This window comes from Mesorhizobium calcicola (assembly GCF_042682105.1).
GTDB lineage: Bacteria > Pseudomonadota > Alphaproteobacteria > Rhizobiales > Rhizobiaceae > Mesorhizobium > Mesorhizobium calcicola.
The window spans coordinates 181,938-202,913 of sequence record NZ_JBHUGY010000016.1 but is presented as its reverse complement, the minus strand read 5'-3'; the positions used below and the strand labels follow the sequence as shown (position 1 = coordinate 202,913).

Sequence of the window (20,976 nt, the reverse complement as noted above, 5' to 3'; positions counted from 1 at the left end):
AAACAGCAGTGCTTAAGGGTTTGCGGGGTAGCCGGCTTTGGAGAGATTATGACCGATAGCACAATTCCGGGCGAAACCGTAAGGGAGCAGATAAGGAGAGCAGCAGATTCTTTAACCGCCACGGAGCGGCGCTTATCTGCGCTAATTCTGTCGAATTATCCGTTTGCCGGACTTGAGCCAATCCAGGTAATTGCGACCTCCTCAAACGTCTCTGCTCCCTCTATCTCACGCTTCGTGAGTAAACTCGGCTACCAGGGTCTGCAGGAATTCCAACAACAACTTATAAAGGAACTGAAGCAAGGGCAAAAGTCTCCGCTCGATTTGCGGACAACAACAAGCGGTATAACGGACGAGTTTTTCGAGAATTTTATCCAAAAATCAACCGAGTTGCTAAAGGCATCCGCCGGGGCGATCACTGCCGCCCAGTTTGAAAGAGTAGGGGCACTAATTTCCGACCCACGATCTGATATATTTACCTTGGGTGGTCGGATCAGCGATCTAGTTGCGCAGTATTTGTCTAGGCACTTGAAACAAATCCGCGCTGGTGTTCATCAGGTATCGTCCGAGGATGACTGGTGGCCAGAGTATATAATGCGAATGCGGCAAAGGGATGTATTAGTCCTCGTCGATTTTCGAAGGTACCAACGTTCCCTTGAAGAGTTCGCCGAAAGAGTGTCAAAGCACTGCGGGCTGAAGATCATCCTGATAACGGATCGATGGATGTCTCCAATCTCCAAATATGCATCAGAAGTGATAGCGCTGCACATTGAGAACGAGACTGCATTTGACAGCAACGTTGCCGCGTTCGCGTTGATCGAGGCGCTCATAACCCGGGTCGCCGAGGCGAACTGGCCCCAGGCAAGCCAGCGGATAAAAAAATGGGACTCGTTGAGGACTTCGGTCTCGCATCAGAGAGAGCCAGTGAGGGAGTCATAACTAAAGAAAAGCTAAGGCTAATGGAAGGGAAGATGCTCTTCGGGCCGGCTATTGGAGTTTTTGACGAGAACTCCCGTTGCTCTGATTTTTGTGCGCGTGGGCCTCGTTAAGTGTCACATTGCTCTCGTGACGGATTTGTTCGAGTTCCTCAATCCGGCGGCGTGTCCGCTCGCCGGTGGCTGCAAAAATCTGAGCGACGACGGCTTCGATCTGCGCCACCGCCGGTGCCATCGTGTCATAGGGCGAACTGACTTCGATCGGGCACGAAAGGGTAACTTCGGCGAAATCGGAAATCGGCGATAGCCATGGATCGGTGAACAGGAGGATGCGAACGTGACGGGCGGCGGCTTGTTCGGCAAAAGCGACCACGTCGCGTTGGTAGCGGCGGTAGTCAAAGACGATCAGAACGTCTCTCTTTCCTAAATCGACCAACAGATCCAGTTGCTGAGCGGATAGTGTCTCGATGTAGGCGACGTTGGCTCGAAACTGCGATAAGTAGCTTGCCAACATTCCCGCGACGTGCCGACTGTAGCGTCCTCCGAGCAGGACCACCTTACCTTTGGAGTCCATGACAAGTCGGGCTGCGCGCTCATATGTAGCCAGCGGAGTGGTCGTCAACGCCTTGTCGAGGCTCCCGGCAACCGAATGCATGTAGGCTATAGCCGCGCCTTGTTCGCCGTCGGTGGCCAACTCTGGCCGCTTCGCTCCCATCATAAGCAGTGGCGAATGCAATCGCGCTTCGATGTCGGCGAGCAACCGCTGCTGGAAGTCGGGAAAACCTTCAAAGCCGAGCTTGATGGCCAGGCGAACCACAGTGGGGTCACTGACCCCAGCACGCTTCGCCAAGCTCGTTGCGGTGCCTAGCCCGGCCGTCGGATAATCGGTGAGTAACACCTGAACAATGCGCTCCTCCGACGGGGTGAGCGATAAGCCGCCTTGAAGCAGCATGTCTCGAAACTGCATCAATCAGTTCCCCTTGAACTCCTGAAGAGGAAATTACAAATCCTCGTGACCTGCGTCAACATGTCAATTTCTTAATCGCATCGAGCGACTCAAAAAGGCAAGCGCTCTGCAGAAATAGGTTTGTCCGCTCCACAGCTTTCAGCCCGAGGGCGAATGGCATGATCACAGAATAAGGGAAACCTACGAGGTAATTACTCACGCCCTTGTCAGGGGCAAGAATCCCTGAATCTATGGGGATATGGATCGCACTGATTTGCAGCGTCTGACGAAGGAAGAGTTGATCGATCTGGTGCTGCGGATACAGCGGCCAGAGAAGACATCGCGCACGTCGTCCAAGCCACCTTCGAGCGATCGCAAGGCGCGTCGGGACAGGGCAAAGCCTGGCGGCGCTAAGGCGGGTCATAAAGGTCACAGCCGCGCCATGAGTGAGGATGCCGATCGCATCATCGATCATCATCCCGACCAATGTCTTTGCTGCCGCGCCAGCCTGTCGAGCGATCTTGCTGCCGAAACCGTCAGCGAGCACGACAAGATTGAGCTTCCTGCGATCAGGCCTTTGATTGAGCGCCATCGGCGCCTGGCAGTCCGTTGCCCGTCCTGCGGCACGCTGGTCGTCGCGGCTGTGCCAGATGCGGCGAAGGGGACGCCGTTCGGGCCACGCGTACACGCCGTAGCGACCTATCTCAAGACTTTCCAGGCCCTGTCCTACGAGCGGCTGCAGGGCGCGTTCGCGAACCTTTTCGGTCTCAACATTAGCCAGGGCGGACTGATGAACATGTTGCGCCGTGCGCAGGGCGCGTTCGCGGCCGAGTGCGACAAGGCCGTCGCGGCGTTGCGCCGGGCCAAGGTCATCGCCTCCGATGAGACCGGCGTGCGGATCGAAGGAAGCAACGCCTACCACTGGGTGTTTCGCTGCGCCGAAGCGGTTGTTCATCAAGCGGCGCCAACGCGCGGCGCTGTCGTGGTCCGGACCCTGATGGACGGCCATCGTCCCGACGTCTGGTGTTCCGATCGCTATGCCGCACAACAAGGTCACGCAAATGCGCATCAGACCTGCCTGGCGCATCTCGCCCGCGACGTCGCCTATGCGGACGAGGCAAGTGAGGACATGCTGCCCTCACGGCTCAAACGTTGGCTGCAAAGGGCCTTCGCCCTAGCCGACGGTATGGAAACCTTCGCCGCCTCGACCATCGCCGGCAAGCGTCGCGCCCTGGAGCGAAGTCTGGACGATATCTTCGCCACCACAACGTCGTGCGATCTGGCCCGCGACATCCAAAACAAGTTCAGGCGAGCTCGTGATCAACTTTTGACCTTTGCCCAATGGCCAGGAATGGTCGACGCGACGAACAACGCCTGCGAACGGGCGCTGAGACCCGCCGTCGTTCAACGGAAGATCACCAACGGCTATCGCGCCATGTGGGCCGCCCAGGGCGAAGCCGACATTCGAACCGTCGTCGACACGGCTCGTCTCGCGCCAGGCATGAACCCCTTCAAAATCATCCTTCAAACCGTCAGCGCCTGAAATCTGCGATGACTGAGCCCGCGACCTTGATCTTCCGAGCCTCTCTTCGGGCACGGCTTTGTCGGGACATCGAGGTGTCGAGTTCGAGCACGCTGGCGGATCTGGCCGAAGCCATCGTAGCGGCATTTGGCTTCGACTTGGACCACGCCTACGGCTTCTATTCAAAGCTGACGGGAAAGCTGTTTGACTCGCCCCTGCGGTTCGAACTCTTCGCCGACATAGAGGGGAGCGGCTCTCGCAGCGTGAAGGGCACGCGCGTCAGCACAGCCTTCCAGAAGGTGGGCTCGGCAATGACCTTCTTGTACGACTAGAGCGGTTTTCCCTTAATCGGAGTCGTTTGTTTGCAGTGAACGGCTTGTTCTGATTCCCTGATCGAAGTGATTTGCGGAAGGAGCAGCGGCATGGCACGAGCTTACAGCCTGGATTTGCGGACGCGTGTTATCGAGGCGATAGAGGCAGGCCTGTCGACCCGAGAAGCGGCACGGCGGTTTGCCATCGGGATATCGACGTCTGGTGCATGGTATCGGGCCTGGCGTTCGAGCGGCAATCTGGAACCTGGGCGGCAGGGCAAGCCGAAGGTATCGAAGCTGGACGCGCACGAGACTTTCATTCTCGCCTTGGTCGAGACCGATGAGCGGGACATCACGCTTGCCGAGATCGTCGATCGCCTTGCGGCAGAGCGCGGGGTCAAAGCCAGCCTGACGACGGTCCATGCGTTCTTCGCAAAGCGTGGCATCACGTACAAAAAAAGACAGCGCACGCGGCCGAACAGCAGCGACCGGATGTTTTGGCAGCCCGGGAAGAGTGGTTCGAAGGCCAACTCGATCTCGATCCGAGCCGCCTGATCTTCATCGACGAAAGTGGCCTCAATACCAAGATGGCCCGGCTACGAGGCCGCTCTGCGCGTGGACAGCGTTGCCGGGCGGCTGTTCCTCATGGGCACTGGAAATCCACGACCTTCACGGCCGGCCTGCGCCTCGACGGGATCGTCGCGCCCTGGCTCCTGGACGGCGCCATGGATGGCGAAGCATTCCTGGTCTACTTGCGCCGCGTCCTCGTGCCGACGCTTCAACCCGACGATGTCGTCGTGATGGACAACCTGCCTGCTCATAAAGTGGTCGGTGTCCGCGAAATCATCGAGGCTGCGGGGGCTTCCCTTCGCTATCTTCCGCCCTACTCCCCGGACTTTAACCCCATTGAGATGGCCTTCGCCAAGCTGAAGGCTTTACTGCGAAAGGCAGCAGCCCGGTCCATCCCGGAATTATGGGACGCCGTGGCCGTCGCCATCGATCGTTTCCACCCCAAAGAATGCGAAAACCTGTTCGCCCACGCCGGCTACGATGCCTAACCGTGATTATCCAGAAACTGCTCTACGGTGACGAGTGGCGCTTCCGCGTTGAAGTTATTGGAACAGGGCAGGCGCAGCCCGATGCCAATTACCCGAGGATCGTCAGCAAGATCGGCAAGGCTCCCCCGCAGTACCCGGACATCGACGACGAGTGACGACGCACCGTGCCGCATCGAAAGGGTGGGTAATTACCCTACGAGGGCGCGTCGACCGAAGACCCTTGTCGAATGACTCGAACTCGACCTTGCGATGGACCTGTCCGACGAAGGCTGTTGATGCCGTTGCGATGGTGGCCGCTCTTGTTTGGTGTGAGCGTGAGACTGTCTTCCGAGACAGACCTATGACGGTATCCTTGTTTTACCGCCAAGGAGGTCTCGCCGGGCAAGGGCGCCGCTGGGGCCGGCCAGCATCGCTGCTTTGCCCGGCCCCACGCTCGGAAGACTGCGATATGTCTAACTGAGCTAGATCAAACTTTGAGCATCTCGCGGGGATTTACCCTGACGCGCTCGCCTTTGGGATCGAAGAATCGGTAGCTGGCGGTGACTTTCACCTTTTTGGGACCGCCGTTGGATTGAACCTCCAACTCCGTACCTGGCTCGGCGAATTCGCTATTGACCCATGCTCGTCCAATATTGCGTTCGAGCAGTGGGCTGACCCAGCCGATCGTCGTTTCACCTGCGTTCTTCTTGGGACCACAGGTCAGCTTTAAACCTCCCGCTATCTGAGGTTCCGTTGTGTCGGCCTCTATTCCTACGAGTTTGGTGCGGAGGCCTGCTTGCTTGCGGCGCAGCATCTCATCTCTGCCATGGAAAAAGCCCTTGTCAAAAGCTACGGACCATCCAAGGCCATATTCAAGAGGGGAACCTCCCGCATAAAAGTCGGCTCCGAACAGAAAGCCTTTATCAACCGCGATTGGGAAGGCGGCCATCAGTCCGGCCGGGCCGCCACCGTACTTCGCGCAATACTCAGTGAACTTTTCCCACATGCCGTGAGCATATTCAGGCCCGAAATGGACCTCGTAACCGAGTTCACCTGAAAAGCCCACTCGTGCAATCGTGGTTGGAACGCCATGGAAATCAACATGCACTAATCGGTTGTGCTCAAGATCTGCAATGTCCACGGCTTGTTGAAGTACATTGATCGACTTTGGGCCCTGTATGGAAAGGAACGTGTTAGACAATTCAGTGACCCAGACCTTTCGACCATCTGCCTTTTCCAAAATCCACTTGCGCGAGGCGTCGCGAGTAATTCCACCGTGGATCATAAACTGATCTTCGCTAATCCAAAAAACGATAACGTCGTCGATTAGACTAGCCTTGTCGTCAAGGATACTTGAGTAAATAGTGCCGCCAGGGGTGATCTTTCCCAAGTCGTTTACGATAAGTTCCTGTATGAATTGAAACGATTCCGGTCCGCACACCCCAAAACAACTCTGGAAATCATACTCGGCAAAGCCGACATTGGAGCGGACCATCATGTATTCATCGTTTGAAGAAGTTATGTGCGAAGCGACTTTCCAGCCTCCAAAGTCAATCATGGGGGCGCCAAGCTTCTCGTATATTGAATGATATGCCGTTCTTTTTTCCATGTTATCCTCCAAATTTAACAAATGGCTATCTTTGTCGGCCGATCCGCGACATTGGCGCCGTTCTCAGAACGGCAACCCCACTTAGTCTCCGATGCTTGATAGGCTGCCAGCATGTCCTCGATCCCGGCGTCCATCCTGCATGCAACGAACATGCTATCTCACAAAGCATGAATTTCTGAAAATTATTTGTCAATGATGCGATCATTTTGATAGATAGAAAATTTTTTCCGGCGTGGCCTTGTGTTCAGCCATGGCCTCAAGTTCGCGATAGATCGGATGAGGCTTGGTTTGTTGAGCAAGCGGGAAGGTCGAAGGTGGCCGAGGAGGTCGAGTGCCGCGGACTGAAAGAATTTCTTCAAACATTGCAATTAACTGTAGACAGGAAAAAAATTCCACATTATTTTCGCTCCTCAGCCAGCCTATCAGCGGACTGCTTGGCCAAAGGTGGGGAGGGGTGGATCTTGTGCAGAGGGCATTCTGCTCTGAAGAAAGTTGATTGCGAGCCGGTCGCAATCGTCGTCCTGGCCCTTCACCACTCGCCGTACCGGAAGTGGCTGCATCGATAAGGATAGCCGGTTGGGCTTTTTCTTGTAACAGGAGCATCAAATGAGCGAAAGATACAGCTGTGACGTACTCGTTGCGGGAGCGGGAATTGCGGGTGCGGGGGCAGCCTACTATCTGTCGAACCAAAATCTGAACGTTATCCAAGTCGAGTACGACCATCCGGCTTCCGGACCGACCGGCTCATCGTCCGCGGTGTGCCACGCGTTCTATGGCGATCCCGAGTTATCTTTGCTCGCAAAACGGGGAATCGAGATCCTTAAGGATCTCCCCGGCGCCTTTCATCAATCTGGCTGCCTGTGGGTTTGCGGTCCTGAGCACGAACCCGCAAATCGCGAGATTGTTAAGCGGATCCGCGACGATGAAGGTAGCCGAATCGAGGGTCTGACCGGAGAACAGGCGCAGGCAATTCTCCCTCATTTCAATATGGAGGGGATCACTTTTGCCGCCTGGGAAGACGAATCGGGACACTGCGACCCTTACGGTGCAACTAACGAATTGGTCAATCGAGCTCGCGCAAATGGCGTTAAGTTTATGGGCGGCCGCTCGGTTACCGAAATTCAAGTAACAAATGGAAACACGACCGGGGTGACGCTAAGTGATGGCACCGTCATCTCTACCGGTCGCGTAATTCTTGCAACGGGTGTTTGGTCGAAGGCGCTCCTGGCTAAGCTTGGAGTTAGCCTACCGACGTTTATTGAACGCCACTTCATGGCAGTAATGGACGCACCAGGTGTCGCAAGGAAGTTACTTCCGCATTGTTGGGTTGATGAAACTACGAACTGCTATGCTCGGCCGGAAGGCGAGAATACAATTTTGGTTGGAACCTGGGGGGGGCGGCGGCACAGGCGTCGAGAACGACGCGCTTAAAGAAGCACACGCGCGCATGAACTATCGCCTCGAGGTCGCGGGCCAATTGGACCGAACGATCACGCAAGAGGAATCGGTCTGGGCCATTGAACATATCATGTCCCGTTCTCCTGAGATTGCCGAATTGGGCATCCGTCCCGGCTACGCCTGTCAATATGATATGAGCCCGGATCACCTCCCTATAGTTGACGAGATTCCGGGCGCAAAGGGAACTTTCGTGATCACCGGCTCAAGTGGGCATGGCTTCAAGCTTGGGCCTGCCATGGGCGAAGTCGTCGCACAATGGGCGTTGGGTCAACGTCAGGAATTGCTCAGGAAGTTCTCATTGCATCGCTTCGCATAACGTCCTCAGCGCATTTGCATCCATGGCGCGCTACTTGGTCGTCATGGATGCCAGCGCGGGCTTTTCCTCTTCGAGGAGACGCGCGTTATCCAGCGATGCACTCGCCTGGAGGCGGATCTCCTCCAATTCCTCGATACGTTCGCGCGTCCGCTTCTCCATGGAAGCAAGGATTTGAGCGATAACAGCTTCGATCTGCGCCACCGATGACGCCATCGTGTCGTAGGGCGAATTAACCTCAATTGGGCAGGTTAGTGTTAGTTCTGAAAACTCGGCAATGGGCGATAACCAAGGGTCCGTAAACAGAAGAATGCGAACGCGGCGGGCTGCAGCTAATTGGGCGAACGCAACAACGTCCAGCTGATATCGGCGATAATCGAACACGATTAAGAGATCGCGCTTTCCCAAGTCGACTAACACGTCCGTCTTTTGCGCCGATAGTGCGTCGATATGCATGATGTCTGGCCGAAATTGCAACAAGTAGGCTGCTAACATGCCTGCGATAAAACGGCTGTACCGCCCGCCGAGCAGGACGACCTTGCCCTTTGTATCCATTACCAGGCGGGCGGCCCGTTGATATGACGCCAGCGGGGTCGATGTCAGCGCTTTGTTGAGGTTGCTGGCCACCGAATGCATGTAGGCGATCGCAGCTCCTTGTTCGCTATGCGTCCCCATGTCGGGCCGTTTGGCTTCCATCATAAGCAGCGGCGAATGCAATCTTGCTTCAACATCTGCAAGTAACCGCCGTTGGAGGGCGGGGAACCCTTCGAAACCCAGCTTCATGGCAAGGCGAACCACAGTAGGGTCACTGACGCCGGCGCGCTTTGCGAGACTCGTGGCAGTGCCTAAGCCGGCCGCCGGGTAGTCGGTCAGGAGCACCTGAACGATCCGCTCTTCTGATGGTGTCAACGAAATGGCCCCGTGCAGCAGCATGTCTCTAACGTTCATCGTGTCCTCCAACTGACATTGCTGAAGAGAATATTACAAAATTTCTCATTGTGAATATGTTAGCGGGCTGTCCGAATAATGCACGATGGCAAGCCACCAAAGTGCGCGCAAGCGCGGCTACGCTAGTTTTCGGCTACAGAAAGGCCGTCCACATTGTCGGGCGGTCGCGGCCAACATCGGCTGCCTTGGCCTTGAGCCAGCCTACAGGTCACACCGGTCGCCGTCCATTCCCAAGTCGACCGGATCTCTTTCGGCTGGGGGGACGTGGAAGACGCTCTGAACCATCAGACGCGCCACTGCCCAACTCCAGGGAGAACCGATCAAAGCGGCGTGACTCAGACGAAGCCGCCCCAGCGACCCCGGTGGATCAGATACAGCAGGACCTGGTCTGAAGACAGGTTTTCTTAGCCTTCGTTGCGCAATAGAGCTTTGTGCCGTTGTAGAAAGTTGTCAAGATGAATCTGACCATCGCTTGAGTCTTCACCTTCCGCCTGAGCGAACGCGAAAAGCGCAATTTCGTGGTCAAGAAGTAACTGGATATAGGGTCGGTCGTCAACCGGCGCCTCGACAAGCAGAGTCTCAAACTCACGAACGAATGGCCCCAATAGCTTCTTGAGCTTTACCGCAAATTGAGTCCAACCAAGCTCTGCGTACTCAACGGTTTCATCGCGTCCCTTCTCAGCAAGCAATACTTTGCTATTTGGTTCAAGTTTGTAACGCGTGATAACTGGAAAAAGCGCCTCTGCTACAAGCCGCTCAATGGCGGCCAAATTGCGCAACTTTACGCGAGATTGTTCACTGTCAGCCTTCTGGGCAAGAACGCTAAAAAATTCTTCCCCCAAGATTTCACCCTCATAGGCGCTGAGCACGCGATTTTCGTAAGTCGGAGCAACAGAAGACCGCATCGGAACACCTTTATCGATCATGATTGTTGAGGGGCGCGACGGAACGAGCCGATTTGCTGAAGGCTCGTTCCGAAATACAAATTGTGGGCGGCTGGAGGCTGACCAACCGGCATCATACTCAAAGCCTGTTCGAGGGTAGCTGCGGCCTAGGTGCGTGTCAATATCTCTTCAGAGGCTGGCGCTGATGGAAGAAAAGTAGACGAGTCGGCAACGAGGAGGGGTAGGCAGCCTGTAGCAGGATCCAGGCGAGGAGATTGCGGCATGGATTGAAGATCAAACTTCCTGGGTGCTGTTTATGTGCGATTTCGACGATGGACAAGGGCACCAGGAATTCGGCAGTGAGGTAAGACCAGGGATGCCGCCCTTGCAGGATAAGGATCGGATGGTCCTCAAAGCCTTCCCGTTCTGGTCTGACTGTCTCCAATATCGATCAGCGCGCGCCGATCGGCATCGATGGCTATTGCTCAGCTCGGTGGGGATTGTGCACCGGGAGGTCAAGTTCTCCAGCCTCTGGGGTAGCAATCAGCAATCTTACGACCCCAGCAGGAAGGCTGTAGCGCCTTCTGCACAATTTTTCATATGACAGAATGATGTAATGATATTGACATGAAGGTTGACCTGTCCAATAATCGTAATTCCGCAGAGGAGCAGACGGATGGTCAATCCCCGCATCAAGGCTGTGACGATGGATTCGCTGGCTTTGGCCGTTATCCTAGTGGCAGTAGGGATCTTGGCCGGTGTTTTGTTTGGAGCGAATGGAGTCCGGATCGCGACATCGATGTCAATCGTGGTCACTGCCTGCGTTGGTTTGCAGGTTTTTTCCGGCAACACAGGTATCGTGTCATTCGGTCCTGCAGCCTTCATGGGGGTGGGCGCCTACACTGCAGGCATCCTCACGATGAGCCCTGTTGTTCAACGGACCGCACTTCCTCACCTCCCGGTCTGGATGGCGGGCTATGGTCTTTCAGTCTGGTCGTCGTTGATTGTAGCCGCCCTTACGGGGCTGGTTTTGGCTGGGGTGAGCGGCATCGTTATGCGGCGGTTGTCCGGTTCGGCTGCGTCCATCGCCACTCTGGCATTGCAGATTATCGTCTACACGGTTCTGGTAGCGACAAAGGATATCACGCGCGGCAGCCAAACATTTTACGGTGTGCCCCGCAATACCACGCTTGTGGTTGCTCTATCTGTGGCGGCGCTGTCGATCGCAGTTGCCCGAACATTTAGGGATACAAGGACTGGTCGCGCCGTCCGAGCCACGCGAGAAGACGAAGTAGCCGCAGCGGCAGTGGGCGTGGACGTTCGCCAAGCGCGACTTAGGGCATGGCTGTTGAGCGGGACCATTTTGTCGATTGCTGGGGCGTTGACGGCTCAGTTTTTAGGTGCCTTCGGCCCCAAGGATTTCTACTTCGAGTCGTGTTTTCTGCTGATTTCGATGCTGATCGTCGGAGGCATCGGTTCTGTTTCGGGCGCTTTAGTGGGCGTGATAGTAATCACAGCAGTCACGGAGCTTCTGCGGGCGCTAGAGGGCGGGGGTGATATCCTCGGATTTTCGGTCCCGGCCTTGTACGGACTGCCTCTCGTTGGTGCTTCGCTCGCAATGATTCTCGTCCTCTTCATCAGGCCCACTGGTCTTGTTGGTAGCCGGGAACTCGAGCTGTCAAAAGCATGGGATCCTTTGAAGGGGCGCGACAGCAAGCTCCTTCCAGGATCGCAAGATTTTCAGGCACCAAAGGGTGCACACGCTTTGGAGGCAAATCAGCTGTCTCGTCATTTTGGCGGTGTGCGGGCCGTCGACGGGGTAACCTTCAAGGCTGAAGCTGGCCTCATTACGGGGTTGATCGGTCCGAATGGTGCCGGGAAGAGCACCTTGATCAATCTGTTGACTGGCCAGTTACGACCTAGCGCAGGTCATGTGGCGCTTGGATCGGATTTGATAGAAAATAAGCAGCCTCACATAATTGCCCGCGCAGGTTTGGCGCGAACTTTCCAAAACCTTCGTGTCTTTGCTGACATGACTGTAAGGGAAAATGTCTTGGTTGCCGCTGAGGCATGTGCGGCCGACACGGCTCTATCTGTATGGCGCACCAATGACGCCCTGGCGCGTTTTGGCCTGGAAACATTAGGGGACCGGCTTGCCGGCAGCCTTCCGTACGGACAGAGACGTCTTGTAGAAATCGCCCGCGCTCTTGCCACGGGCCCCAGGTTCCTCCTTCTTGACGAGCCTGCTGCGGGGATGAATCCGGCCGAGACTAAAGAGCTAATGGGCAGGTTGGCCGCACTGCGCGCGGACACAGGCGTGGGCATTCTCGTGGTTGAGCACGACTTGCACCTTATAATGTCGCTTAGTGACACCATCGTCGTTATCGACCGGGGCAAGCGCATCGCCGTGGGCACGGCAGACGCGGTCAGAACCGACCCTGCCGTGATATCAGCCTATCTCGGAAGCAAAAGGATGGGCGAGAAAAAAACTCAGGTCGAAACAAGCTCTGTGGTGCAGGTCATCGGCGCTAGCGCGTCCTAGAGATGGTATCGCTGAGTTACTCAGTCTGATGGATATTTAATGGTTACAAAAGTACAAAGGAGTTGCAGACAGAATAACTATTAGACTTCGGAAAACGAAGCATTGGTCAAACCTCACACGGGAACTCAAAAATGAACAAGCTAAGATATGCAACTGCGCTCGCTTGCCTTGCTGCGATAGCGCTCTCGTCAAGCGAGGGATACTCATCGGCGGATGAATACAAGATTGGAGCCGCAATGGCCCTGACTGGTGCCTTGGCACCATACGATCAACCCGGCCTGGCCGGCTTCAAGTTAGGCATCAAAGATCTCAATGCCAAGGGCGGCATTGGGGGCATGGCGACGGTCACTCTCGAAGTTATCGACACCCGGTCCGACACAGCGGCTACCGTCAACGCGGCCCAGAAATTGATCGAAGACGGGGTTCAATTTCTCATTACCCCGGCCGATGCCGATCCCTCGATCGCAGCGGGTCAGATCGGACAGGCAGCGGGCATTCCGATGCTCAACCTCGCTGGTTCGCCCAGCCTAACACCTGCTGTCGGCGACTATATGTTCATTTCTTATCCATCCGACACTGTACAGTCGGCCGCGCTAGCAAGTTATGCCGCAGAAACCGGCTACAAGACGGCATTTCTTCTGAAGTCGCCCGACTCCGCCTATACGTCCAAATTCCCAGACTATTTTGGCGAAACGTTTCGGAAAAAGGGTGGGAGCGTTGTCGGTGAAGCGTCCTACTCGATGGGGCAGCCAGATTTTTCTGCGGTGGTTTCTCAAATCAAGCGATTAGCACCGCAACCTGACGTTATTATGACGACCGCGTACGAGCCTGACTTCCCAGCCTTCATCAAGCAGTTGCGCGGTGCTGGTGTTAAGGTTCCTGTTATCGCCTCGGATGCCATCGGTACTCCGACGGTGTACGGACTCGGTTCGGTGGTCGATGGCGTTGTGCATTCCTCAGCCGGCTTTCCAACCCCTGGCAGCGGGATGGAAGCTTTCAACAAGCGCTTCAAGGAGGAAACCGGTCATGACGCGGAAACCTCATACGAGGCATCAGGATACGAATGGGCACAATTGCTCGACGCCGCAGCTCGCAAAGCAGGATCGCTGGACCCCGCGAAAATCAGAGACGCATTGGCTGGCCTAGAAGATGTGCAGACCGTTCTCGGCAAAGTGACGTATGCTGGAACTGAGCGTGTTGCTCTGCGCGACGTTGCAATAATCCGAATTGAGGGGGGGAAGTCGACCTTTGTGAAGGTATATCGACCGACGAAGGAGGAAATCCCCAATCCTTAAGCTGGTAGGAACGCCAATGCTTCGTGTCGAGGGAATGAAAATACGCTACGGGGCCGTCCAGGCTGTCCATGGCGTCGATCTAAACGTTGGAAATGGAGAACTTGTCACACTCATTGGCGCCAATGGCGCCGGCAAGAGTTCGATTCTTGCCGGCATCGCCGGGTCCATCCCACCTGCCGAGGGCAAGGTGTTGCTCAAAGGTCAGCCACTCACCGGCCTGCCCGCAGACGTCATCAGCCGAAAGGGAATAGCACTAACTCCTGAGGGTCGCCGTGTTTTCGCCCATCTCACAGTTGGTGAAAACCTGCATTTAGGGGGAGCGGCGTTCGCGAAAGGTAATGAGCTGCGGGCTCGCCGAGATAGCATGCTCTCCCGCTTTCCCATCCTTGCTGAGCGCATCGATCAAAAGGCAGGGAGCCTGTCGGGCGGTGAACAGCAGATGCTGGCGATCGCCCGATCTTTAATGAGCCAGCCCGACCTGCTCTTGCTCGACGAACCTTCGTTGGGCCTTGCGCCTCAAACGATAGACAAGGTCTACGAATTAATCGAAGACCTGCGCAAGCAGGGGCTTACCATTCTGCTTGTTGAACAGAATGTCGAGTTGGCTCTGTCCGTGGCCGATCGAGGCTACGTGGTAGCCAACGGCCGTATTGCTCTAAGCGGTACGGCATCTGAACTCGCCAGCTCTGACCTTGTGCGGCAGGCATATTTGGCAATCTAGGAGGTCGTCATGGAATTCGTCCAGTACCTGGTTAATATTCTTAGCCTGGGTGGAATATACGCTCTCCTGGCGCTGGGGCTGGCGATCGTATTTTCGATCGTTGGGCTCATAAATTTCGCACATGGCGAACTGATGACGATTGCAGGCTACCTCATAGTACTGTCGCTTTCATTCGGCCTGCCGTTGCCTGTAGTTCTTCTAGTGGCCTGTCTGGGAGCGGCGCTCTCTGCGGTATTGATGGATCGAATAGCGTTTCGTCCTATGCGGTCCGCGTCCGTGACGACGCTTATGATTACCAGCTTTGGCGTAAGCACCATTTGCAAGGTTTTCTTTCAAAACGGAGTTTCTGCTCGCGGAAGAGCGGTCGCTCTGCCGGAATGGATGTCAGGAACTCTTACTTTCGGAGGCTTTCAGATCGGTATGGTCCCGCTGACATCCATCGCCCTGACGGCACTAGCTCTAATCGGGCTCGACATCTTCTTACGCAAGACCACTTTGGGCGTCGCGATGCGCGCCGCATCCGAAGACTTCATCATGGTTAGCTTGCTTGGTTTGCGCGCAAACACAGTCATTGCGACGTCCTTCGCGATATCAGGCCTTCTTGCTGGTATTGCCGCGATATTGTGGATTTCGCAGCGTGGCTCGGTAGATCCGCTCATGGGCTTTACTCCGGTCCTGAAGGCCTTCATCGCTGCGATCATCGGCGGGCTGGGTTCTTTGCGGGGAGCCGTGCTGGGCGGCTTTGTGCTCGGCGCGTTGGAGGTCGGTTCAGAACCGTTCCTCACCACTGGAACCGCGCCATACCGGGATGCGCTTGTCCTTCTGGCGGTAGTTCTTTTGTTGCTTGTCAAGCCGGACGGTCTATTGCCAGCCGTACGGGGTCTTCGCTCGTGAATATGCACGCTCTGGTGGCGGGTAGGAATCAGACCGGATGTAACAAGTACCGACGGCAAACGAGCAAGCACTGACGCCGCTATGGCTTCAGCCCGTTGAGCAACATTATCAATTTGCCGCGACGGTGTGGGTATATCGGTATAATAAGGAGGAGAACAGTGATGGATTTAACACTAAGTAACGCCGAGCTGGTACGCAATGCTCGCGCACTCCGACCGCTTTTGCGTGCAAATGCGGAGGAATCCGCAAAAAACAGACGACTTGCTCAGGAGAGTGCTGCGGCGGTGCGAAGCGGCGGCTTTCTGCAGGGTTTGGTGCCGCGCCGCTGCGGTGGTCACGAGATTGATATCCAGACATACTGCGAGATTTGTGAGGAACTAGCCCGCGGCGACAGTGCTGCTGGTTGGCTCGCCATGGTCGCCAATAGCAGCGCATCTTTGATGGGGCTCATGCCTGACAAGACGCGCGACGATGTCTTTGGCTCGGATCCCCGCGCGGTCGTCATCGGTCAATGGGCCCCCACCGGGAAAGCCACCGCGGTCGAGGGGGGCTGGATGTTGACAGGCAAATGGCCCTGGGCGTCCGGATGCTTCGAAGCGCAGTGGAGCTTCGTGGGCTCCGCGGTCCTGGATGCCAGTGGGGCTCTGATCGACGTACGGCTTGCACTGGTGCCGACGTCCGAGCTGAAGATCGAAGACACATGGCATGTCGCTGGGATGGCAGGGACGGGGAGCAATACCTTTGTGGGAAAAGATATCTTCGTGCCGGAACACCGGACGATGCTCATCAGCGAAATGCTTTCCGGCTTCAGTCGCTCGGACCATTCTGACGAACCTCTCTATCGGGCACCGCTCATAACCGCGCTTCCGTTGGGCATATGTTCTGCGGCTGTCGGGATGGCGGAGGCAGCTTTCGATTTCACGTTGGAGAACCTCGAGCGCGGCAAGCCCATTGTGACGTCCCTATATACAGATGCAAGGCAGTCCCCAAGCTACCAGCTAAATCTGGCAGATGCTCGTGGTCTGATCGACTCCGCACGGTTGCATACGATGCGCGCGGCCAGCGATATCGATCGCTCCGTCAGCGACGGTACAAGCATGACCGATCTCGAGCGAGCTCGCGTCCGACTTGACGCGGCGGTTGCGCAAAAACGCGTGCGCGAGGCCGTAGACCTGCTGCTGAACATAGGCGGAGCGTCGGTTTTCATGCTCAGTAATCCGGTCCAGCGGATCTGGCGCGACATGGAGACTTGCACGCGACATGCCTATATTAATGGCGACATTGGGCGCGAGATATACGCCCGGGCGCTGCTGAAGCTTGACCAGGTGAGTGCAGGCTTCTGAAAATTAGGTCTGCGATCAATTCAGAACGGGTCACTGCTACGGAGGACAGACTTGGATAGGAACGATGCCTTCAGGGAGGCGATGGGCCGTTTCGCCGGGGCCGTCAATATCATCACGACTGAAGAAGATGGCCTTCCGAGCGGCCTGATCGCCACTGCGGTTTGTAGTTTATCCTTCGATCCGCCGTCTGTTCTCGTTTGCATCAACAAGTCGGCCAGTTCGCACGACACGATTTTACGGCGAGGTATCTTCGCCGTAAATCTGCTATCTCCTGCGTTGTCCAATGTGGCGCGTCGATTTCAATCTCAAAAAGGTCCAGATCGCTTCGAGAAGAAATATTGGGTCGCGGGCAAAACCGGGGCACCGCTCCTTGTTGGCGCGCCGATGGCGCTTGATTGCAAACTTAGCCATACCTACGACGGTTTTTCGCACAGTATCTTGATCGGCGTCGTCACCGACGTGCAGCTTGGGGAGGGCGATTCCCACAATTCGCTCCTTTGGCAAGGTCGCCGATACCACAAGCCGATGGAATTCGTTGAACTGGTTCGTCGACCCGCTGACGTACAAATGATTTTGGATGAAATGATTTTCTAGGTTCAGAAAGGATCGCATGATCAGTCGCACCCGCGAAATCACTCTACGACGATCCTTGAGATCTCAGCCCCCATCATCACGCTCCGCCACTCCGCCCTCAGCTTGGCCAGTTTCCACCTTCTGCGAAGTACTCGGTCTCGAACCGCGCCGAGTCGATTCTGCCCACGGTCGCGAGGCTGGCGGTTCAATTTGCATACGTTCGCGCAGATCCTTTGAATCTCGGACAATTCGCGGCTGCGTTTCTTCAGCCCTCGCAAGCACTGACTTACTAACTCGGTATTCACGAAGCCGAAACGGGACAACTTGGTGAATATCACCAGCCGGCAAAGGATGAGATCAAGTCGGGCGAAACCTTCCCAGCGGCGACATCTTGAAGTGCTTGACCAATAATAGAAACGCCTTCGTCGGCTTCACTTGTACTCAATATGAGCGGCGGGGTAAGCTCCAGGACGTTCGAATTCGAACCGACATAATACATTACGAGTCCAAGCTGGAACGCTCTATAAACAGTGAGAGCGGTCTGGATTTTCGCTGGTGCGCGACTAACGCGATCGCCCACAAGCTCAATCCCAATGGCAAGCCCTTTCCCCCGGACATCGCCAACCAAATCCCAATCTCTGCTTCGCTTCGAAAGTGAGGCCAACATGTAAGAGCCGATGTCTGCCGAATTTCGGACCAACCCGTCCTTTTCGATCGTCTCCAGTACCGCCAATGCCGCTGACGCGCAGATCGGATTGCCGTGTAGCGTTTGGTAGGAAAAGGTAGGGGAGTGATTCATAATGGGTTCGGGGCCGACGACCGCAGATATCGGCAAACCTCCGCCGAGGCCTTTACCAAAAACCACAATGTCTGGCTCAATCCCTGAATGTTCGAAGGCGTGCAGAAGTCCGGTTCGAGCTAGGCCAAACTTCACTTCGTCACACACCAGAAGAATTCCGTGCTGACGGCAAAACCGTTCGATCTCGGCGAAGAAACCGACAGGCGGCACTAGCAATCCTCCATCGCCCTGTATTGGTTCGATAAAGAAGGCAGCAACTTCTTCTGGCCGAACGTCCGCCGAAAAAACCTCCTCGAGATGGGACAGCGCCGCGGCACTGGCAGCTGTCGGGTCACCTGCCGCGTAACTGTTCGGATAAGGCACCAAGATCAGGCCGCCGAATTTCTCCACACCTTTGAGCGCCGGATGACCCGAAACAGCCATGGAACCGCTGGTCCCGCCGTGATACGCGCCCTTGAAGGCCAATATTCGACGGCGTCCGGTGGCTGCGACGACCATTCGAGCTACTGTTTCATTAGCATCAGAGCCAGAGTGCCCCAACCAAACTCGGCCGCGGCTGCGTGGTGGAACCAATGATAAAAGCTTCTCAGCAAGAAGCACGCTAGGTTCGTTTGCGGAAGACAGGTAGCTTGCACCAGCTTGATCTGAAAACGCCCGCGTAATGGCCTCGCGAACCGAAGGATGAGCATGCCCCAGGCTCGCAGCTCCCCAAGAGGCCGAAAAATCAAGAAGCTGGCGACCATCATCGCCTCGCAAATACGATCCCTTCCCTCCAACGACCGCTTGAGGAAAGAAACGAAGTTGAGCCATGTTCGAAACTGATTTGCTTTCACGGCGATAAAGATCGGTCACTGGTCTTCCTTTCATATCGGCAGCGGGGAGCACCGGGCGATTTCGGCTATTCGATCTTCTTGCTCGCCATAGGTAAGGCGCTCAATTCGGCTCTATTGCTTGCCAAAACGCGCCGTTGACCAGGCGCGCGGCCATTGCGAAATTATTTTCAGAATTTTACCATTACTGCAAATAGAAAAAATTTTAACATTTTAGTACGGCCGGCAAGGAACGGGCATCGGGGCCGGAGATTAGGCGCACAACGAGGGTGGCGTCGACCAAGAGCGCAGCTCCGGCATAGCATCGAAAGGCTGCGGAGTGTGGATAGTCAGCCTTGGCCTATTGCGGATTACGCCAGCCGGCGCGCACCCTGGCTACCATGGTGGCGGAGCATGTTGAACTGGCGTTGTTTGAGCAGTCGCTCGGCAATCGCGAGGGCCTGCATCAACCGTTCGGTGATCGTGTGGCTGACGCTGCGGAGAAAACAGCAGGAGCGGTTCTATTCGACGTACGTGTCGACGGCGATATCTGCGTTCAGCGGATGGCTGGGATTGGATATGGCGAAACCGGCACAGCGATAATCGTAATGGAGAAGAGCGGACAGCTTAGATGCGCCTCGATCAACGGAGACACAGCCCTTTTGGTGGCAGAATTGGCTGCCTGGGATGCGTCGCCGCTAAGCGAGCAAGCGAGGGGTGACCACCGCGGAACGGCCATCATCCTGCTCGCGAGGCTTCGTGGCTCGGGTCACTTCGCCCCGTTCCCAGCCGGCTGAGCGCTGCTTCTTACGGGAGGGCACATTCGCGTCGGTACGGCAGCTCTCGGCAAAACAAAAAGGCCCGCGACGACGTCGCTGGCCTTTCCGTTCTGATCGGCAGGGGTTCGATCAGAAGTTGCGCTGGAAACGGACGATGCCGCCAACGCTATCCTTCTTGTCGGCCTTGGTGAAGTTGCCGAACGGAGTGCCATCGTCGAAGTGACCGAATGGTCCCAGTCGACTTCGGTCGTGATCGTGAAGCCCGGAACGATGGTATAGGCGACGTTCGCAGCCAGAGCGTAGTTCTTGTCGTCGTCAGCCGAAGCCTGGAGGTTGAACGCGGTCTTGGCATTGAACTTGTAGGTGCCGCCGCCCCAGACGGCCCAGTTGCCGCCCCACGGCTTGTAGAAGCCGCGGCCATGAGCATCGATGGCATTGCCGGGATCGTCGCTGAGGTTATCGTCCGTGCCGTAGCCGCCCATGATGAACAGGGTCAGTTCCTTGGTGACGTTGACGTCCAGTCGAACCTTGCCAGCCACTTCCATAGGAGCTGTCATAGGCGACGACACCCGTGACCGCGCCCCAGTCGCCTTTGTATTTCAAGCCGCCGACAACATGGGGGACATAGCTGTCGATTGTGCCGGTCGCGCCGGAGCCTTCTTCCAGCGAGACAACGCCCGAGAAGCCGCTGCCAGCGTCGAAGGTCCTGCCGACGACGAGCGCTTTGGACCTTGCGGGAAGCGTCCCTGAACAATCGATCGGGCATTGAACCCAAAGGGAGAGCGCATTGCGCCGCGGCCAACAACGCGGCGAGCCTCCATGATTGTTTCACCCCGATTGGATCGCGAAGCAAACTCCAGCGCAGACGTCCGACGTTGTTGACCCAGCGACGCCAGACGACACGGATCATGCCGTCTCAAGCACGTCGGTCCATCTCGGCAAACTGCGTCCCGACGCGATCGAGGAAGAGGACGTCGGCGACGGCACCGTGCCAACGTGGAGCGGCTTCACGTCCTCTCTGCAACGGCAGTTCGTGGGTGGCGAGCACGGGACCATTTATGTACGCACTCCACTAAAGTATCGTCGGCGCTTGCGTGCCCTCGTTGCGCGGCCGCCACGTCTGCCGGTGCTGAATGCGGGAGGCTACAGCCTTCAAGCTGTTTGAATATTCCAGATCGTCTAATTTCAGCTCACAGGAGTAGACCACAGTCTGGCGCATCGCAACGATCACGTGGTCCTCGCAGTCGTGCTCGGCCTCGGC

At 56.3% G+C, this 20,976-nt stretch carries 20 protein-coding genes and 2 pseudogenes; 15 read left to right on the top strand and 7 right to left on the bottom strand.

Annotation, left to right across the window (positions count from 1 at the left end; translation table 11 throughout):
• The first annotated feature begins 48 nt into the window (after window positions 1-48).
• Complete coding sequence (locus tag ACFSQT_RS09410) at window positions 49-936, top strand: MurR/RpiR family transcriptional regulator (protein WP_378924185.1); 888 nt, start codon at window positions 49-51, stop codon at window positions 934-936.
• Window positions 937-984: 48 nt separating this feature from the next.
• Here ACFSQT_RS09410 and ACFSQT_RS09405 read toward each other — a convergent pair whose 3' ends face one another.
• Window positions 985-1,899 (bottom strand): MurR/RpiR family transcriptional regulator, encoded by a 915-nt coding sequence (locus tag ACFSQT_RS09405; RefSeq protein WP_378924187.1) that lies wholly within the window; start codon window positions 1,897-1,899, stop codon window positions 985-987.
• Between the two features lie 238 nt (window positions 1,900-2,137).
• On the opposite strand from ACFSQT_RS09405, the gene tnpC reads away from it, so the two are divergent.
• The 4 genes from tnpC (at window position 2,138) to ACFSQT_RS09385 (ending at window position 4,924) form a co-directional block, all read left to right on the top strand.
• Window positions 2,138-3,421 (top strand): IS66 family transposase, encoded by a 1,284-nt coding sequence (tnpC, locus tag ACFSQT_RS09400; protein WP_095090354.1) that lies wholly within the window; start codon window positions 2,138-2,140, stop codon window positions 3,419-3,421.
• Window positions 3,422-3,429: 8 nt separating this feature from the next.
• A complete protein-coding gene (locus ACFSQT_RS09395) occupies window positions 3,430-3,732 on the top strand; it encodes an IS1096 element passenger TnpR family protein (protein WP_379018069.1) in 303 nt (100 codons plus the stop codon).
• A 90-nt stretch (window positions 3,733-3,822) separates the two neighbouring features.
• Window positions 3,823-4,769 (top strand): IS630 family transposase gene (locus ACFSQT_RS09390; protein ID WP_417568608.1). Its coding sequence is split into 2 segments (ribosomal slippage): window positions 3,823-4,164 and window positions 4,167-4,769, totalling 945 coding nucleotides; the frame shifts between segments, so codons are not numbered across the junction.
• A gap of 2 nt (window positions 4,770-4,771) precedes the next feature.
• Entirely contained in the window at window positions 4,772-4,924 is a 153-nt protein-coding gene (locus ACFSQT_RS09385) for a plasmid pRiA4b ORF-3 family protein (RefSeq protein ID WP_379018068.1), read from the top strand.
• 311 nt (window positions 4,925-5,235) lie between these two features.
• Here ACFSQT_RS09385 and ACFSQT_RS09380 read toward each other — a convergent pair whose 3' ends face one another.
• Together ACFSQT_RS09380 and ACFSQT_RS09375 are read right to left on the bottom strand one after the other, a co-directional pair.
• Window positions 5,236-6,357: an aminomethyl transferase family protein gene (locus ACFSQT_RS09380; RefSeq protein ID WP_379018067.1), complete on the bottom strand. Its 1,122-nt coding sequence runs from the start codon at window positions 6,355-6,357 to the stop codon at window positions 5,236-5,238.
• 201 nt (window positions 6,358-6,558) lie between these two features.
• Complete coding sequence (locus ACFSQT_RS09375) at window positions 6,559-6,753, bottom strand: hypothetical protein (protein ID WP_378976909.1); 195 nt, start codon at window positions 6,751-6,753, stop codon at window positions 6,559-6,561.
• Window positions 6,754-6,963: 210 nt separating this feature from the next.
• Between ACFSQT_RS09375 and ACFSQT_RS09370 the strand changes: the two genes are divergently transcribed.
• On the top strand, window positions 6,964-7,788 hold the full coding sequence (locus ACFSQT_RS09370; RefSeq protein WP_379018066.1) for an NAD(P)/FAD-dependent oxidoreductase: 825 nt from the start codon (window positions 6,964-6,966) through the stop codon (window positions 7,786-7,788).
• 16 nt (window positions 7,789-7,804) lie between these two features.
• On the top strand, window positions 7,805-8,131 hold the full coding sequence (locus ACFSQT_RS09365) for an NAD(P)/FAD-dependent oxidoreductase (protein WP_379018065.1): 327 nt from the start codon (window positions 7,805-7,807) through the stop codon (window positions 8,129-8,131).
• Window positions 8,132-8,161: 30 nt separating this feature from the next.
• Here the strand turns inward: ACFSQT_RS09365 and ACFSQT_RS09360 are convergent, their stop codons facing one another.
• Both ACFSQT_RS09360 and ACFSQT_RS09355 read right to left on the bottom strand, forming a co-directional pair.
• Complete coding sequence (locus ACFSQT_RS09360; RefSeq protein WP_095090531.1) at window positions 8,162-9,076, bottom strand: MurR/RpiR family transcriptional regulator; 915 nt, start codon at window positions 9,074-9,076, stop codon at window positions 8,162-8,164.
• 404 nt (window positions 9,077-9,480) lie between these two features.
• Complete coding sequence (locus tag ACFSQT_RS09355; protein ID WP_379018064.1) at window positions 9,481-9,945, bottom strand: hypothetical protein; 465 nt, start codon at window positions 9,943-9,945, stop codon at window positions 9,481-9,483.
• Between the two features lie 691 nt (window positions 9,946-10,636).
• On the opposite strand from ACFSQT_RS09355, the gene ACFSQT_RS09350 reads away from it, so the two are divergent.
• The 6 genes from ACFSQT_RS09350 to ACFSQT_RS09325 all read left to right on the top strand — a co-directional run bounded on the left by ACFSQT_RS09350 (window position 10,637) and on the right by ACFSQT_RS09325 (window position 17,349).
• On the top strand, window positions 10,637-12,502 hold the full coding sequence (locus tag ACFSQT_RS09350) for a branched-chain amino acid ABC transporter ATP-binding protein/permease (RefSeq protein ID WP_379018063.1): 1,866 nt from the start codon (window positions 10,637-10,639) through the stop codon (window positions 12,500-12,502).
• A 131-nt stretch (window positions 12,503-12,633) separates the two neighbouring features.
• Window positions 12,634-13,797, top strand: a complete 1,164-nt coding sequence (locus ACFSQT_RS09345) for an ABC transporter substrate-binding protein (RefSeq protein ID WP_378924199.1) — start codon at window positions 12,634-12,636, stop codon at window positions 13,795-13,797.
• A 16-nt stretch (window positions 13,798-13,813) separates the two neighbouring features.
• Window positions 13,814-14,518 (top strand): ABC transporter ATP-binding protein, encoded by a 705-nt coding sequence (locus tag ACFSQT_RS09340; RefSeq protein ID WP_095090336.1) that lies wholly within the window; start codon window positions 13,814-13,816, stop codon window positions 14,516-14,518.
• A 9-nt stretch (window positions 14,519-14,527) separates the two neighbouring features.
• Entirely contained in the window at window positions 14,528-15,412 is an 885-nt protein-coding gene (locus ACFSQT_RS09335; protein ID WP_095090335.1) for a branched-chain amino acid ABC transporter permease, read from the top strand.
• A 161-nt stretch (window positions 15,413-15,573) separates the two neighbouring features.
• Window positions 15,574-16,755: an acyl-CoA dehydrogenase family protein gene (locus tag ACFSQT_RS09330; RefSeq protein WP_378924201.1), complete on the top strand. Its 1,182-nt coding sequence runs from the start codon at window positions 15,574-15,576 to the stop codon at window positions 16,753-16,755.
• 51 nt (window positions 16,756-16,806) lie between these two features.
• Window positions 16,807-17,349: a flavin reductase family protein gene (locus ACFSQT_RS09325; RefSeq protein WP_206073804.1), complete on the top strand. Its 543-nt coding sequence runs from the start codon at window positions 16,807-16,809 to the stop codon at window positions 17,347-17,349.
• Window positions 17,350-17,662: 313 nt separating this feature from the next.
• Here ACFSQT_RS09325 and ACFSQT_RS09320 read toward each other — a convergent pair whose 3' ends face one another.
• Window positions 17,663-18,979, bottom strand: coding sequence for an aspartate aminotransferase family protein (locus tag ACFSQT_RS09320; RefSeq protein ID WP_095090529.1), 1,317 nt, complete (start codon window positions 18,977-18,979; stop codon window positions 17,663-17,665).
• Window positions 18,980-19,337: 358 nt separating this feature from the next.
• Here ACFSQT_RS09320 and ACFSQT_RS09315 point away from each other — a divergent pair, with 358 nt between their 5' ends.
• A complete protein-coding gene (locus ACFSQT_RS09315; protein WP_379018111.1) occupies window positions 19,338-19,733 on the top strand; it encodes a hypothetical protein in 396 nt (131 codons plus the stop codon).
• Here ACFSQT_RS09315 and ACFSQT_RS09310 read toward each other — a convergent pair.
• Window positions 19,706-20,381, bottom strand: a pseudogene (locus tag ACFSQT_RS09310) (porin). The gene ACFSQT_RS09315 and the pseudogene ACFSQT_RS09310 sit on opposite strands and share 28 nt — an antisense overlap.
• Between ACFSQT_RS09310 and ACFSQT_RS39800 the strand changes: the two are divergent.
• Window positions 20,325-20,465 (top strand): annotated as a pseudogene (locus ACFSQT_RS39800) (hypothetical protein); the annotation flags it as partial. The pseudogenes ACFSQT_RS09310 and ACFSQT_RS39800 sit on opposite strands and share 57 nt — an antisense overlap.
• Window positions 20,466-20,976: the final 511 nt, after the last annotated feature.